Origin of the sequence: Nakamurella panacisegetis (genome assembly GCF_900104535.1) — a bacterium.
Lineage (GTDB): Bacteria > Actinomycetota > Actinomycetes > Mycobacteriales > Nakamurellaceae > Nakamurella > Nakamurella panacisegetis.
This window is the reverse complement of sequence record NZ_LT629710.1, coordinates 3,731,732-3,746,904: the sequence shown is the minus strand read 5'-3', so window position 1 is coordinate 3,746,904 and position 15,173 is coordinate 3,731,732. Positions and strand designations below refer to the sequence as shown.

Sequence of the window (15,173 nt, the reverse complement as noted above, 5' to 3'; positions counted from 1 at the left end):
CATTGTCTCAGGAGCTGTCGAACAACCGATCCACCACACGGCGGGCCCTGCGAGTGGCCCGGCGGTAGTCGTCAACGAACTCGCCAGGGTCACCGCCCTCGGGGTAACCGAGGGCCCGGGCGATACCCATCAGTTCGCGACCGTGAGCCGGGATCTGGTCCTCCGGCTTGCCGCGCACCAGCATCAGCGCATTTCTGGCCCGGGCCGCGGCCAGCCAGCCGCCGCGCAGGGCCTCGGCGTCGGAGTCGGTGATGATCCGCGCGGTCGCCGCCGCATCGATCGCCTCCAGGGTTCGGGTGATCCGCAGCTCCGGCACCTGGGCGGCGTGCTGCAGCTGCAGCAACTGGACCGTCCACTCCACGTCGGACAATCCCCCGCGGCCCAGCTTGGTGTGGGTGGTCGGATCGGCACCGCGGGGCAGCCGCTCGGCATCGACCCTGGCCTTGATGCGGCGGATCTCGATGACGTCCCTGCTGTCGAGACCGCCCACCGGGTAACGGAATTCGTCGGCCGCCAGGATGAAAGCGGTGCCGAGCTCGGAGTCGCCGGCGATGGGCCGGGCCCGCAGCAGGGCCTGCCGCTCCCAGGGAGCCGCGAACTTGTGCCAGTACGCGCGATACGCCTCCAGCGTGCGGACGAGCGGACCGTTCCGGCCCTCCGGGCGCAGATTGGCATCGACCAGCAGCGGCGGGTCCGGGCTCGGCCGTCCGAGCAGCCGGGCCATCAGGTCGGCCACCGCACTCATGTCGTCCATGCCGCCGCGGGCGTCCTCGCCGTCCAACGGTTCGGCCACGTAGATCACGTCCGCGTCCGAGGAGTAGCTCAGTTCGGCCCCGCCGAGCCGGCCCATGCCGATGACGGCCAGACGTCCGCGCACCCGGCCGCCGCGATCAGCGGTCACTTGTTTGAGCGCCGCCTCGTAGGCCGCTTGCAGCGAAGCCTCGGCCACACTGGTCAGTCCGGTGGCGATGTCGGCCACCTCGATCAGACCGAGCAGGTCGCCGCAGGCCAGCCGGAGCATCTCGTGCCGACGCGCCGATCGGGCAGCGTCGACCGCCTCCTGCGCGGTGTGCGCGCGGCGGGATCGGGCCAGCAGGGCGGTGCGGACGTCGTCGGGCTGGGGCGCCAGCAGCGACACGTCGTCGACCAGCAGGCGCAGCACCTCGGGCGCCCTGACCAGGAGATTTCCCACGAGTTTCGACCCGCCGAGCAGGGCGCCCAGTCGCTGCGCGACCAGACCCTCGTCGCGCAGCAACCGCAGGTACCAGGGGGTGTCGGCCAGTGCCTCGGAAACCTGCCGGTAGGACAGCAGACCGGCGTCGGGGTCCGGGCTGGAGGCGAACGTGTCCATCAGCACCGGGAGCAGGGTCCGCTGGATCGCCGCCCGGCGACTCACCCCGGAGGTCAGCGCGCGCAGGTGACGCAGCGCGGCGTCCGGATTCCGGAAGCCGAGGGCAGCCATCCGAGCGGTGGCCGCCTCCGTGGTCAGGCGCAGTTCCTCGCTGGGCACCGCGGCCACGGCGTGCAGCAGCGGCCGGTAGAAGAGTTTCTCGTGCAGCCGCCGGACCGACGCACTGTGCCGGTTCCGGTCCGCGGTGAACACCTCGGCCGCCGATGACGTGCCGGTCGCGGTGTAGCCGTCCGTCCGGGCCAGCCACTCCAGGTCGTCCTGATCCTCGGGCAGCAGGTGGGTGCGGCGCAGCCGCTGCAACTGCAGCCGATGTTCGGCGCGACGGAGGAAGGTGTAGGCCGCCGCCATCTCGGCCCCGTCGGTGCGACCGACGTACCCGCCGCGGATCAGCGATCGCAGCGCCATCAGGGTGCCGGGCAGACGCAGATCCTCGTCGGTCCGGCCGTGGACCAGTTGCAGCAGCTGGACGGCGAACTCCACGTCGCGCAGTCCCCCGGCGCCGAGCTTGAGTTCCTTGTCCTTGAGATCCTCGGGGATGTTCGCCTCCACGCGGCGCCGCATGGCCTGCACGTCGTCGACGAACGAGTCCCGCCCGGCCGCGCTCCAGACGCCGGGCGAAGTGATCGCGGCGAAGCCGGCCCCGACGTCCGGATCGCCGGCCGCCGGACGGGCTTTCAGCAAGGCCTGGAACTCCCAGGTGTGCGCCCACCGCTGGTAGTACGCGGCGTGGCTGGCCAGGGTGCGGACCAGGGCGCCGGCCTTGCCCTCGGGGCGCAGGTTGGCATCGACCTCCCAGGCCGCCTGCCCGCAGATCCGCATCATCCCGGAGGCGAGAGCCGTTGCCGTGGCCAGCATTCGGGTGTCGTCCGGGGCCTCTCCGCCGGCGGCGGGTGGGTGTTCGGCCGCGAAGATGACGTCGACGTCGGAGAGGTAGTTGAGTTCCTTGGCCCCGCACTTGCCCATCGCGATGACGGCCAACCGGACCGGTGCGACACCGGCCGGCAGAGCCGCCGCGGCCACCGACAACCCAGCCTGCAAGGTGGCGTCGGCCAGGTCGGACAGCGCCTGGCACACCGCGGGCAGTGCGGTGACCGGCAAGGACGACTCCACGGCGGGCGCCAGATCGTGGGCGGCGATGATCAGCAACTGCGAGCGGTAGGCCCGACGCAGGGCGAGCACGGCCGAGCCGCCGGTGACCGTCGCCCGCGCCCCCTCGGTGCCGGTGCAGACGGGATCGTCCGGATCGACGCCGACCGATCGGAAGACAACGGCGCGCATCGCGGCCGCGGTGATCAACTCGCCGGGCACTGCCTCCTCGGTGAGCAGGTGCCACTGCTCGGGGTTGGCCGCCAGATGGTCCGACAGCCCGGTCGATCCCCCCATGACGCCCAGCAGCCGGGCCCGGAACCGCGGGTTCTCGTGGAGTCGGCGCAGTAGCGTGGCCCCGTCCGGCGCCGACTGGAGCACCGCGGCCAGGTTGTGCACCGCGAGATCGGGGCGTCCGGTGCGCGAGATCGCGGCCAGCACGTCCTCCGATCCCGGCGCGGCAGAACTGTCGACGGCCAGACCCATGGTGCGCAGTTCGGCGGTGACGCGGGCGTCCTCCAGCCCGTAGCGGGCCAGCGTCCGGCTCGTCGGCCTGGTCATGATCCGTGGATGGGCAATCGATGCCCCAGCAGATGCGGTTCGTCCGCCGGCTGGGCGGCGAATCGGACGAACCGCGCGACGAAGTCACGCCAGACGGTGCCCATGGCGTCCTCGGCCTGGTCCAGCACCGGTCCGAGCCGTCCGACCGCTTCGCGTCCCTCGGTGCGACCCCAGGCCCGGAGGTCATCGGCCGACGGCTCGATGTGGAACTGCAGGGCCCAGGCCGCCGGACCGATCCGCCAGGCCTGGTTGGGGTAGCCGGTGGAGGACAGCAACAACACCGCCCCAGGCGGCAGGCTCGAGACCACGTCGTAGTGGTAGTGCATGACGTCCGGGGTCATCGGCAGCGCATCGAACAGCGGGTCCGCCTCGGCCGCGTCACGTTTGGCCGTCAGGTAGGCGCCGATCTCCGGGCCGTCCTCACCCCGGGTCACGGCGCCACCGGTGGCGACGGCGAGCAACTGCGATCCGAGACAGATGGCCAGGGTCGGGGTCCGCTGCGCCACCGCCGCGGCCAGCATCGCCTTGGTGGCCGGCAGCCACGGAGCCACATCGTCGTCGTAGGCGCCCATCTCGCCGCCGAGGCTGATCAATGCGTCGTATCCGGTCAGATCGGCCGGGAGTTCCTCGCCGGCGAACAGCCGTCGCACGTCGACGGTCGCGCCGGCCTCGGTCAGCCAGTCGCCCATCAGCAACAGCGGATCGGACGGATCATGTTGCAGCACCAGGATCCTGGTCACGGTTGCTCTCCCACGTCGACGATCACCGGCGCGTGGTCGGACGCGCCCTTGCCCTTGCGTTCCTCGCGGTCGATCCTGGCCGCGGTGACTCGTCCGGCGAGAGCGGCTGAGGCCAGGGCGAAGTCGATCCGCATGCCCTCGCGCCGGGGGAACCGCAGACGCTGGTAGTCCCAGTAGGTGTACACCCCCGGTCCGGGTTGGTGGGGCCGGACCACGTCCTGCAACCCGCTGCCGAGCAGGTTGGCGAACGCGGTGCGTTCGGGCTCGCTGACGTGGGTGTCGCCCTCGAAAGCGGCCATGTCCCAGACGTCCTCGTCGGTCGGAGCGATGTTGAAATCGCCGCACAGGGCCAGTTGTTTCGCCGGATCGGCGGTCAGCTCGGCCGCCACGAACCAGGCCAGAGCGGCCAGCCATTCGAGCTTGTAGTCATAATGCGGATCACCGAGACTGCGGCCGTTGGGCACGTACAGGCTCCAGATGTCGATGCCGCCGCAGGTGGCACCGATGGCCCGGGCCTCGGTCAGCGGAGGCTGGCCGAACGTGGGCATGCCCGGGAACCCGATGCGGATGTTCTCGATTCCCACCCGGGAGATGAGCGCGACGCCGTTCCACTGCGAGACCCCATGGTGGGCCACCTCGAAACCGAGATCGGCGATCGGCGCGGTCGGGAACTTCTCGTTCGGGATCTTGGTTTCCTGGATCGCGAGTACGTCGACGTCGGAGCGGGCCAGGAAGGCCAGCAGCCGATCCTGGCGGGCCCGGATCGAGTTGATGTTCCAGGTGGCAAATCTCAAGGGGGGCGAACCGGGCGGCGGGGTGGCGGACACGGCGGGCCTCAGCCCAGCACGGGACCGGTCGGCGGGGCGGGGACGAAGAAGGGCAGGGTCCATTCCGGGCGTGAATCCCCGTCGATCCGGGCCCGCCAGACCAACACGTTCCCGGCCGGCAACGGCAGTCCGGTGTTGAAGAACAGCACCACGTGCGAACGCGCCGGCAGGGCATGCCGGGGCACGCCGTTGCCGCGGAAGGTGGGTTCCTCCACCTGCAGGGTCTGGCCGAACCGCACGACGTTGGAGATCCCGCCGGGCGGGGCCGCGGCCAACTCGACCGGCGCCCCGTTGACGTCCTCCAGGACGACCTCGAACACGTACTGCTCGTTGAACACGGTCGGCGGGAAGTCCAGGGTCACCACCAACGCGAAGGCCGACGACAGCCCCGTGCCGTGGTCGCGCCCGACGAGCTGCAGGCCACCGCCGACGATCTGCACCTTGCCCAACTGATCGGCCACCGCATAGTCGGCCATCATCAAGGACACCGACGCCCGCTCGAACACCTCGCTCATGCCGAACCCCGGCTCGTCGCGCCGGCGCTCATCGGTTGACGAGCTCCGCGCTGTGCTGGCCCTGGTACCGGTCCCGATCGACGATGCTCGCTCATCCCTTGATGTTGCCAGACGCCGGTCACCGGAAATCCCGCGATGGCGTCGTGGCCACCAGGGCGAGCGGCGCGATCCGTTCGGCCAGCACCGAGAAGGCCGCCCCCTGCCGTTCGAGCATGCCTCTGACCAGCAAAGACGGTGATCCGCGAGCGACCTTCCGGTACTTGCTCCAGAACCCGGTCGAGCACACCACGTTGATCATTCCCGACTCGTCCTCCAGGTTGACGAAGATGATCCCGGAGGCGGTGGCCGGACGTTGCCGGTGCGTCACCATGCCCGCGACCAGCACCCTGGTGCCGTGTTCCATGGCCCCGAGGTCCGAGGCCCGCACCACCCCCAACCGATCGAGGGCTTCCCGGGAGAACTCGGTGGGATACATCTCGGGTGAGATACCAGTGGCCCAGATGTCGGCCACGGTCAACTCGATCTCGCTCATCCCGGGCAGCGACGGGGCGTCCAGACCGACCATCGCACCGGGCAAGGTGCCCGCTCTCTCCCCCGATGCGGCGCCGGCCGCCCACAGCGCACGACGGCGGTCGTGGCCCAGTGGTGACTCGCCGTGGAGGGTCAGGGCGTCGAGGGCACCCGAGGTGGCCAGCGCCTCCGCCTCGGCCGAGGTCAGGGTGATCGCCCTGGTCAGTTCGTCGATGTCCCGGTAACCGCCCTCCGGGCGGGCCGCCACGATCCGGTCGGCGAGGTCGGTGCCGACGGTCCGGACGCCGGCCAACCCCAGCCGGATGGCCGGGCGTCCGCCCGGGCCGGGCTCCAGATCGGCCTCGGCCCGGGAGGCGTTGATGTCGGGCCGCCTGATCGTGACACCGTGCCGGCGGGCGTCGGCCACCAGCGACTGCGGCGAGTAGAAACCCATCGGCTGAGCCCGCAGGAGGGCCGCGGTGAAGGCCGCCGGGTGGTGCAGTTTGAGCCACGACGAGTAGAAGACCAAGGAGGCGAACGAGAGGGCGTGGGACTCGGCGAACCCGAAGTTGGCGAAAGCCAGCAACCGTTCGTAGATGCGGTCCGCGGCATCACCGGTGATGCCGTGCAGATTGCTCATCCCGTCGTACAGCCGGGCCTTCATCTGCTCCATCTTGGCGGTGGACCGTTTGGCGCCCATCGCCCGCCGCAACTGGTCGGCCTCGCCGGCGTCGAACCCGGCCACGTCGACCGCCAGTTGCATCAGCTGTTCCTGGAACAGCGGGATGCCGAGGGTCTTCGACAGCGATCGCTCCATCACCGGATGGTCGTAGACCACCGGCTCCAACCCGTTGCGGCGCCGGATGTACGGGTGCACCGAACCACCTTGGATCGGACCGGGCCTGATCAACGCGACCTCGACCACCAGGTCGTAGAAGGTTCGCGGTTTCAGCCGCGGCAGCGTGGCCATCTGCGCTCGCGACTCCACCTGGAACACCCCGACCGAATCGGCCCGGCGGAGCATTTCGTAGACCGCCGGCTCCTCCAGATCCAGCTGGGCGAAGTCGACCTCGATGTGTTCGTGCCGGCGCACCAGGTCGACCGCGTAGTGCAGGGCCGAGAGCATGCCCAGACCGAGCAGGTCGAACTTGACCAGCCCGATCGCCGCGCAGTCGTCCTTGTCCCACTGCAGTACCGAACGGTTCGGCATCCGCCCCCACTCGACCGGGCACACCTCTCCGACCGGCCGGTCGCAGATCACCATCCCGCCGGAATGGATCCCCAGATGCCGTGGATAGTCCTGGATCTGGGCGGCCAGGGCTAGGACGTCGGCCGGGATGGTGTGCTCGTCGGCGGTCTGTTTCGCCAGTGGTGTCCACCCGTCGAGTTGTTTGGAGTAGGCGTCCTGCTGGCCCGGTGAGTGCCCCATCGCCTTGGCCATGTCACGGACGGCCATCCGTGGCCGGAACGTGTTGACGTTGGCCACCTGGGCCGCCTTCTCCCGGCCGTACTTGAGATAGACGTGCTGGATCACCTCTTCCCGACGATCGGATTCGATGTCGACGTCGATGTCCGGTGGCCCGTCCCGTTCCGGGGCGAGGAACCGTTCGAACAGCAGACCGTATTTCACGGCGTCGACGGCGGTGATGCCCAGCGCGTAACAGACGGCCGAGTTGGCCGCGGAACCCCTTCCCTGGCAGAGGATCTGCTCCTTCCGGCAGAAATCGACGATGTCGTGGACGATCAGGAAATAACCGGGGAAGTTGAGGTTGGAGATGATGCCCAGCTCCTTCTCGATCTGCGCGTAGGCATCGGGCCGCTGCTCCGCGGAGCCGTAACGCCGGGCCGCACCGGCCATCGTCAGTTCTCGGAGGTGGCTGTTCTCGTCGTGCCCGGCCGGCACGTCGAACGGCGGCAACTGCGGCGCAACGAGCATCAGGTCGAACGCACACTCCCGTCCGATCCGGGCGGCATTGGCGACCGCGGTCGGATAGCGGGCGAACAAGGCGGCCATCTCCGCCCCGGAGCGCAGGTGGGCCGCCGGGCCGGCCGGCAGGAAGGGATCGGCCTCGTCGAGGCTGCGCCGGGCCCGCACCGCGGCCACGGCACTGCTGAGCCGGGAGCCCTGCGGACGGGCGTAGTGGGCGCCGGTGGTCGCCACCACCTCGAGCCCGAGATCGGCGGCCAGCCCGGCCAGTTCGTCGTTGTCCTCGTCGTCGGTGGGTTGCTGGTGATCGGTGAGTTCGACCACCACATTGTCGGCCCCGAACCGATCGATCAGGCGGCGGATCTCGGCCCGGGCCAGTGGCGCCCCACCGAGGGCCAGGGCTCGGCGGACGCTGCCCTTGCGACATCCGGTGAGGATCAGCCAGTGCCCGTCGGCGGCGGCCGCGAGCTCGTCCAGATCGTAGACCGGGCGGCCCTTCTCGCCTCCCCGGAGCTGGGCCCGGCTGATCTGCTGGGCGAGGCGGCGATACCCCTCCTGCCCCCGGGCCAGGACCAGCAGATGACGTCCGACCGGGTCGGGGACGCCGAGCTGGCCGGTCGGCAGATCCAGCGAGAGTTCCGCACCGTAGAGGGTTCTCAGGCCCACCTCCTTGGCCGCCTCGGCGAACCGGACCACCCCGTAGAAGCCGTCGTGGTCGGTGAGGGCCAGGGCGTCCAATCCGAGCCGGGCCGCCTCCCGGGCCAGCGTCTCCGGCGTGGAGGCGCCGTCGAGGAAGCTGAACGCCGAGTGGGCGTGCAACTCGGCGTAGGGGATGACGACGGCCGGATCCCGAGGCGTCGGCGCTGGGACCGGTTGCCGAATCGGCGGCTGGTCGGCGGTGCCGGGGATGCGGCTGACGGTGGCCGGCGGCCCACGGCCCTTCAGGGGAGGAAGCCCGGACAGGGCCCGTTCCAGTTCGCGCCACGGCACCGGCGGGTTGGACCAACCCATCAGTCGTACACCCCCTCGACCTGCCACCCGTCGACGCCGAACAACAGCAGTAGGGCCGGGCCGGTATCGGGAAGTACCTGCAACCGTGCGCTGTGCCGGGCCGGGGCGCTGATGCCGGTACCGACCGGTTCCTCCGGGCGCGGGGACCGCGGCTTCCGGTAGTCGAGATCGCCGGGGGCCGGCCGATATTCGGCCCGAGCCGGTGACGGGGCCGGGGGCTGGATGATCTCCGGCCGGGCGGTCCACCACCGCTCGTCCAGCAGCCAGGGCCCGGCCCAGCTCTGGATCCAGCAGGGGTCGACCGCCTTTCCGTGTAGCCGCGACGGTGCGCCGCTGAGCATTCCCCGGTCGGTCACGACCACGGGCGAGCCGAGGTCGTCGAGCATTGTCACGGTGGTGTCGGGGCCGGCGAGCCGGGAGGGGGTGGGCGCCGGCAGCGCCCCTGGCCATGGCGCGGACGGATCTCGGGCCGGCACCTTCTCCTCACCCCAGGGCAGCAGGGTGATGCGCTCCCCCGGGCCCCGACCACCGGAGAGCACCGGGGTCAGAACCGATTGCGGACCGAGGAGACCCTGCACCCGGGCGAAGGCCCAACCGGCCCGCTGGTCGTCCTGACCGTCGGAGCCCCAGAGCCCGTACTGGACGAGCCCGGCTCCGATCGCCTCGATCGGTTCCAGCCGCAGCGACGTGATGCCGCCCGGCCCGGTGTCGTCATCGTCTTCCGTCCGTTGCCGGGTGCGGCCGGCCGTGAGCCAGCCGTCGAGTTGCCAGCGCAACCGATCCGCCGTCGCGGCCGGGGTGAGCGGCCGGGCGCACCGCCAGATCCGGGACAGGTGGCCGCCTCGGTCGGTGGTGGCGCTGATCGCCAGCCGGGTGCAGGCCAGACCGGCGTCGCCCAGCCGGGCGTGGAACCGTTCGGCCAGCGCCTTCGCGGCGAACGCGGCCGAGTCCACCCGTTCCAGCGGCGGATCGAACGGCTGCTCCACCGCGAGCTCCTCCGGGATGCTCCGACGCGACAGGCCCCGCTCGGCCTCCCCCTTGGCCAACCGGTGGGCGACGACGGCGTCAGCGCCGAAACGAGTGGCCACCTTCGCATCGGGCAGAGCGGCGAACGCCCCGGCCGTGTGGATGCCCAGCCGGATCAGCAGGTCGATCAGGTCCATCCGCTCCGGCGGGGCGATCGCCGGATCGCGGGCCAGCTCGACGATCGGCAGCCCGGCGCAGAAGGTGGCCGATCCGCCCCGGCTCACGATCTTGACCTGACGCGCCGCCAGCACGGCCACCGCCAACGAGTCGGCGATGCCGACCGAGCATTCGACGTCCAGCGCTTCCACGAGGTCGACGATCCGTTCGGCGGCTTCGGTTTCGCTGCCGAAGAACCGGGTCGGGCCCCTCGACGAGCAGGCCACCAGCCCCGGCCGGAGGATCTCGACTCCCGGCGCCACCGACTCCACCGCCGCGACCACCGGCTCGAACAGCCGGGCGTCCCGATCAGGGTCCGCCTTGAGCACCAGCAGATCGGGGTACCGCGACTGGGCGTCCCGACGACGTTGCCCGACCCCGATACCTTCGCTGCGGGCGGCCCGGTTGCAGGTCTGCACCCGATTGGCGTGGAACACGGCCACCGGTTCGGACGGCGACTTTCCGGCCTGTCGGGCACCGGCCACCGCCGGCCAGTCGGGGCACCAGATCACCAGGGTGCGGCTGCGTTCCGGCGCGATGTCCGTGGGTGCGGTGTTCATGACGCGGTGCACCCATGGGGCGGCTGGCGGGAATCGCGGAGGCCGAAGGCAGCCACCGCCCTTCGCATCTCAACCTGGTCGATCACCACGTCGCCCACCTCGCCACCACTCCTGAACCCAGCATATCGAACTGTTGTTCGACTCTTTTCCAAGACTAGACCCGGGGTACGACAGCCTCAAGACCACCGCTTCGTCACGAATGTCTGCCTTTCTTCCCCGCCGGACCGGCGGAGGGTCTGCCCGCTCAGCCGACCTCGGCGACCAACGGCAGGGCAACCGGCTCGATCCGTGGCACGGGGGTGACGGTCGACCTGGTGCTCCGCAGCAGCATGGCCACGCTGCCTCGACCCCGGGCGGCACCGCGCCCACTGACCTCGACCACCAGTTCCCGGTCCCGTAGCCGGCCATGACCGCGGCCGATCCCGGTCCAGTTCTCAATTCGGCTGCGCAGCACCAGTTCGGCTCCGGGCCACGGGCCGGCCGCCAGCAACACGGCACCGCTCTGCCGCAACCGGGCCCCCAGCACGCGCAGGCGGGCCGGGGGCAACACCTTGGGCGGTACGGCGGCGATGATGTCCACCCCGTCGGCGAGCACCGAGAGCACCTGCAACACATCAGGTCCGGGATCGGGGATCACCACCAGCCGGTCCAGGTCAACCCCCTGCTCGGCGGCGGCCAGCAGGGCGAGATCCGGCAGGCCGACCAACGCCGACCAGGCATTGGACGGAGCGGCGAGCAGCGCGAAGAGCAGGCTGGTCGATCCGCCGTCCCCGACCAGAGAGACCACGCCGCCGCGAGGCAGGCCCCCACGGGGCAGGACGTCGACCAGCGGCGCGGGCACGGCCAGTACCGACCCGGCCGCTGCCGTCCCGACCGACATCGACCCCACCGGGGCCGGTCCACCCGGCGCCGCGAAAGCAGGCAACGGCTCGATACCGACAGTGCGGCGTAACTCCGCGAGCACCTGTTGACGATCGAACACAAGTTCGATGTTACAGCGAATCGACCCAACGCCGCAGCACTTCGGCACCGGCATCCCCGGACTTCTCCGGATGGAACTGGGTGGCCGACAGCGGTCCGTTCTCCACCGCCGCCACGAACCGGTCGCCGCCGTGCTCGGCCCACGTCACCACCGGCGGCGTGAACGGCCGGGACACCTCGAGCTCCCAGCGGCGCACCGCGTAGGAGTGGACGAAATAGAACCGGGTCTCCGGATCAAGCCCGGCGAACAGCGTCGAACCCTCCCCGGGCAGCAGCGTGTTCCAGCCCATGTGGGGCACGATCGGGGCCTGCAGTTTCTCCACCGTTCCGGGCCACTCGCCGACGCCCTCGGTCCGTTCACCGTGCTCGACCCCGGCCTCGAACAGGATCTGCATACCGACGCAGATACCCAGTACCGGACGGGCCCCGGCCAGCCGCCGACCGATGATCCGCTCACCCCGGACCGCCTTGAGCCCGGCCATGCAGGCGGCGTAGGCCCCGACTCCGGGCACCACCAGACCGTCGGCGTTCAGCGCGGTCTCGAAGTCCGACGTGACCTCCACCTCGGCCCCGGTACGGCGCAACGCACGCTCGGCCGACGCCAGATTGCCCGAACCGTAGTCGAGGACGACGACCTTCAGACCAGCCACAGGATGCCTCCGGCCACACACATCGCCGCCATCACGGCCAGGATCACCGAGGCGACCCGGGAACCGTTGCGCCACAAGGAGAGTACGCCGCCGAGCAGGAAACCGCCGATGATGATCAGCACATAGGCGAACCAGTTCACAGCACGCCCTTGGTGGAGGGGATGCCACCGACGCGGGGGTCGGGCTCGCAGGCGGCGCGGAGCGCCCGCGCCACGGCCTTGTACTGGGCCTCGCAGATGTGGTGCGGGTCGCGGCCGTACAGCACCCGGACGTGCAGCGCGATCCGGGCGTGGAACGCGAGCGAGTCGAACACGTGCCGGTTCAGCACCACCGGATAGTTGTTGCCCACGGTGAACCCGAGGATCGACTCCGGCTCGCCGACGTGCACCGAGAACGGGCGGCCCGACAGGTCGACCGCGGCGTGGGCCAGGGTCTCGTCCATCGGGATGAACGCGTCGCCGAACCGCCGGATACCGGCCTTGTCCCCCAAGGCCTTGGCCAGGGCCTGCCCGAGCACGATGGCCGTGTCCTCGACCGTGTGGTGGGCGTCGATGTCCACGTCTCCGGTCGCCTTCACCGTCAGGTCGAACGAACCGTGCACCCCGAACGCGGTCAACATGTGGTCGTAGAACCGGACGCCGGTGGAGATGTCGACCTGGCCCGTGCCGTCCAGATCGAGATCGACCAGCACCGACGACTCGCTGGTGGCCCGTTCGATCCTGGCCCGACGATCGGTCACGATTTCTCCTTCAGAAGTGCACTCACGGACAGCAGGACATCGTTCTCGTGCTCGGTCCCGACGGTGGCCCGCAGGAATCCGGGCACGCCGTTGTCGCGGATCAGTACCCCGTGGTCCAGGAACGCCTGCCACACCGCCTGGGCATCGTCGAACCGTCCGAACAGGAAGAAGTTGGCGTCGGAATCGATCACCTCGTAGCCCTGGGACCGCAGCGCACCGGTGACCCTGATCCGTTCGGCGATCAACCGATCCACCGAGGCCAGCGTGTCGTCGCCGTGCCGAAGGGCGGCCAGCGCGGCCGCCTGGGTCAGCGCCGACAGGTGGTACGGCAGGCGCACCAGCAGCAGGGCGTCGACGACGGCCGGCGCCGCGGCCAGGTACCCGAGCCGGCCGCCGGCGAAGGCGAACGCCTTGGACATGGTGCGCGACACCACGACCTGGGCCGGGAACTCGTCGATCAGGGCGACCGCACTTGGCCGGCCGGAGAACTCGGCGTAGGCCTCGTCGATCACCACGATCCCGCCGGTGGCCCGCACCAACTGCCGGATGTCGTCCAACGCGATGGAACCGCCGGTGGGGTTGTTCGGGCTGGTGATGAACAACAGGTCCGGGCGCTGCTGCTCGATGATCCGCACCGCGCCGGGAACGTCGATGGTGAAATCGGCGGCCCGGGGCGCCGGGACCCAGGCGGTCTGGGTCCCGGTGGAGATGATCGAGTGCATCGAGTACGACGGTTCGAAACCGAGCGCCCGGCGACCGGGGCCGCCGAACGCCTGAAGGAGCTGCTGCAGGATCTCGTTGGACCCGTTGGCCGCCCAGACGTTCTGCACGGTCAGCGGCAGGCCGGTGGTCCGGGCCAGGTAGGCGGCCAGCTCACGACGCAGGGCCACCGCGTCCCGGTCCGGGTAGCGGTTGAGATCGGCGGCGACCTTGGCGATCGACTCCACCAGGTCGTCGATCAGCGCCGGCGACGGCGGAAACGGGTTCTCGTTGGTGTTGATCTGCACCGGTACGTCGAGTTGGGGTGCGCCGTACGGGCTCTGGCCGGCCAGATCGGCCCGCAACGGCAGATCCGACAGCCGGACGGTGCCGCCGATCACGTCGGAAGTCCGTCCGGGAACCGGGCGCTCACGGCCTCTCCGTGGGCCGGCAGGTTCTCCGCGGCCGACAGGGCCAGGACGTGCCCGGCCACCGCAGCCAGGGCGTCCCGCGAGTACTCGATGACCTGCATCTGCTTGAGGAAGGTGGTCGTGGCCAGTCCGGAGGAGAACCGGGCACAACCGGCCGTCGGCAGGACGTGGTTGGAGCCGGCGCAGTAGTCGCCCAGAGACACCGGCGAGAACCGGCCGACGAAGATGGCCCCAGCGTTGCGGATCCGCCGCGCCACCACCGGCGCGTCCGCGGTCTGGATCTCCAGGTGCTCGGCGGCGTAGGCGTCGGCCACCCGGATACCGTCCTCCAGGCTGGCCACCACGACGATCGCGGACTGCGGCCCGGTCAGGGCAGCGGTGACGCGGTCGCGGTGCCTGGTCCGCACCACCCGGTCGATCACCTTGTCCTCCACCGCATTGGCCAGCGTCACCGACGTGGTGATCAGCACCGACGCGGCCATCGGGTCGTGCTCGGCCTGCGACACCAGATCGGCCGCGACATGATCGGCGTCGGCCTTCTCGTCGGCCAGGATGGCGATCTCGGTCGGACCGGCCTCGGCATCGATGGCGACGATCCCCCGCAGCAGCCGCTTGGCCGCGGTCACGTACACGTTGCCCGGTCCGGTGACGACGTCGACCGGTTCGATGGTGGTGCCGTCGACGTCGATCGCGCCGTACCCCAGCATGGCGATGGCCTGGGCCCCGCCCGCGGCGTAGACCTCGGTCACCCCGAGCAGGCCGCACGCGGCCAGGACGGTCGCGTCGGGCCAACCGGTGCTCGACTGCGGCGGCGAGGTGACGGCGATCCCGACCACCCCGGCCACCTGGGCCGGGACGACGTTCATGACGACCGACGACGGGTACACCGCGAGGCCGCCCGGGACGTACAGACCGACCCTCCGGACCGGGACCCAGCGCTGGGTCACGGTGCCGCCGGGAGCGATCTGCGTCACGCGTTCGGTTGGGACCTGGGCCGTGTGCCCGATCCGGGTTCGGGCGATCGATTCCAGCAGGGCGGCCCTGACCTGCGGGTCGAGGGCGTCGACGGCCGCCGCGATGACCTCCTTGGGCACCCGCAGCGAGGCCGGCCGGAAACCGTCGAACTTCTCGGTGGCCTCCATGACGGCCGGGCAGCCCCGCTTGCGCACGTCGTCCACCAGAGGGGCGACAGCCGCCACCGCGGCCGCAACGTCGATGGCGGCCCGTGGCAGCATGTTGCGCACATTGCCAAGGCCCTGTCGCAGGTCGATCCGGCGCAGCATGTTGTGGAATTCCTCGTTTCGTTGCGGGAGCGACTCCAGCCTAAACGGCGCAGCGCGAAG

General features: G+C 70.6%; 12 protein-coding genes. All 12 read right to left on the bottom strand.

Features of this window, described 5'->3' with window-relative positions; genetic code table 11:
* Nucleotides 1-7: 7 nt before the first annotated feature.
* Nucleotides 8-3,058 carry a bifunctional [glutamine synthetase] adenylyltransferase/[glutamine synthetase]-adenylyl-L-tyrosine phosphorylase gene (locus tag BLS97_RS16815; protein ID WP_090477910.1) on the bottom strand — a complete coding sequence of 1,017 codons (3,051 nt, stop codon included), beginning with the start codon at nt 3,056-3,058 and terminating at the stop codon, nt 8-10.
* Nucleotides 3,055-3,798, bottom strand: a complete 744-nt coding sequence (locus BLS97_RS16810) for a type 1 glutamine amidotransferase (protein WP_197676224.1) — start codon at nt 3,796-3,798, stop codon at nt 3,055-3,057. Before BLS97_RS16810 ends, BLS97_RS16815 begins: the two co-directional genes overlap by 4 nt.
* Nucleotides 3,795-4,592, bottom strand: coding sequence for an exodeoxyribonuclease III (locus BLS97_RS16805; protein ID WP_090482462.1), 798 nt, complete (start codon nt 4,590-4,592; stop codon nt 3,795-3,797). The genes BLS97_RS16810 and BLS97_RS16805 overlap by 4 nt, the downstream gene beginning before the upstream one ends.
* Before the next feature lie 41 nt (nt 4,593-4,633).
* Nucleotides 4,634-5,140, bottom strand: a complete 507-nt coding sequence (locus BLS97_RS16800) for a hypothetical protein (RefSeq protein WP_090477907.1) — start codon at nt 5,138-5,140, stop codon at nt 4,634-4,636.
* Between the two features lie 118 nt (nt 5,141-5,258).
* Entirely contained in the window at nt 5,259-8,588 is a 3,330-nt protein-coding gene (locus BLS97_RS16795; protein ID WP_090477901.1) for an error-prone DNA polymerase, read from the bottom strand.
* Nucleotides 8,588-10,330 carry a DNA polymerase Y family protein gene (locus BLS97_RS16790; RefSeq protein ID WP_090482458.1) on the bottom strand — a complete coding sequence of 581 codons (1,743 nt, stop codon included), beginning with the start codon at nt 10,328-10,330 and terminating at the stop codon, nt 8,588-8,590. Before BLS97_RS16790 ends, BLS97_RS16795 begins: the two co-directional genes overlap by 1 nt.
* Nucleotides 10,331-10,574: 244 nt before the next feature.
* Nucleotides 10,575-11,312: a hypothetical protein gene (locus BLS97_RS16785; protein WP_090477898.1), complete on the bottom strand. Its 738-nt coding sequence runs from the start codon at nt 11,310-11,312 to the stop codon at nt 10,575-10,577.
* A 10-nt stretch (nt 11,313-11,322) separates the two neighbouring features.
* The gene (gene hisH, locus BLS97_RS16780; protein ID WP_090477894.1) at nt 11,323-11,961 is read right to left on the bottom strand and encodes an imidazole glycerol phosphate synthase subunit HisH; all 639 of its coding nucleotides are present in this window, start codon (nt 11,959-11,961) and stop codon (nt 11,323-11,325) included.
* Nucleotides 11,949-12,101 (bottom strand): hypothetical protein, encoded by a 153-nt coding sequence (locus BLS97_RS23270; protein ID WP_172832293.1) that lies wholly within the window; start codon nt 12,099-12,101, stop codon nt 11,949-11,951. Before BLS97_RS23270 ends, hisH begins: the two co-directional genes overlap by 13 nt.
* Nucleotides 12,098-12,703 (bottom strand): imidazoleglycerol-phosphate dehydratase HisB, encoded by a 606-nt coding sequence (gene hisB, locus BLS97_RS16775; RefSeq protein ID WP_407938062.1) that lies wholly within the window; start codon nt 12,701-12,703, stop codon nt 12,098-12,100. The genes BLS97_RS23270 and hisB overlap by 4 nt, the downstream gene beginning before the upstream one ends.
* Nucleotides 12,697-13,800: a histidinol-phosphate transaminase gene (locus tag BLS97_RS16770; RefSeq protein ID WP_090477886.1), complete on the bottom strand. Its 1,104-nt coding sequence runs from the start codon at nt 13,798-13,800 to the stop codon at nt 12,697-12,699. Before BLS97_RS16770 ends, hisB begins: the two co-directional genes overlap by 7 nt.
* On the bottom strand, nt 13,797-15,113 hold the full coding sequence (gene hisD, locus BLS97_RS16765; RefSeq protein ID WP_090477883.1) for a histidinol dehydrogenase: 1,317 nt from the start codon (nt 15,111-15,113) through the stop codon (nt 13,797-13,799). Before hisD ends, BLS97_RS16770 begins: the two co-directional genes overlap by 4 nt.
* Nucleotides 15,114-15,173: the final 60 nt, after the last annotated feature.

What these genes read in the sequence shown, in the direction of transcription:
- BLS97_RS16815 (WP_090477910.1), bottom strand. Translation starts at nt 3,058, where the DNA reads ATGACCAGGCCGACGAGCCGGACGCTGGCCCGCTACGGGCTGGAGGAC.
- BLS97_RS16790 (WP_090482458.1), bottom strand. Translation starts at nt 10,330, where the DNA reads ATGAACACCGCACCCACGGACATCGCGCCGGAACGCAGCCGCACCCTG.
- BLS97_RS16800 (WP_090477907.1), bottom strand. Translation starts at nt 5,140, where the DNA reads ATGAGCGAGGTGTTCGAGCGGGCGTCGGTGTCCTTGATGATGGCCGAC.
- BLS97_RS16795 (WP_090477901.1), bottom strand. Translation starts at nt 8,588, where the DNA reads ATGGGTTGGTCCAACCCGCCGGTGCCGTGGCGCGAACTGGAACGGGCC.
- hisD (WP_090477883.1), bottom strand. Translation starts at nt 15,113, where the DNA reads ATGCTGCGCCGGATCGACCTGCGACAGGGCCTTGGCAATGTGCGCAAC.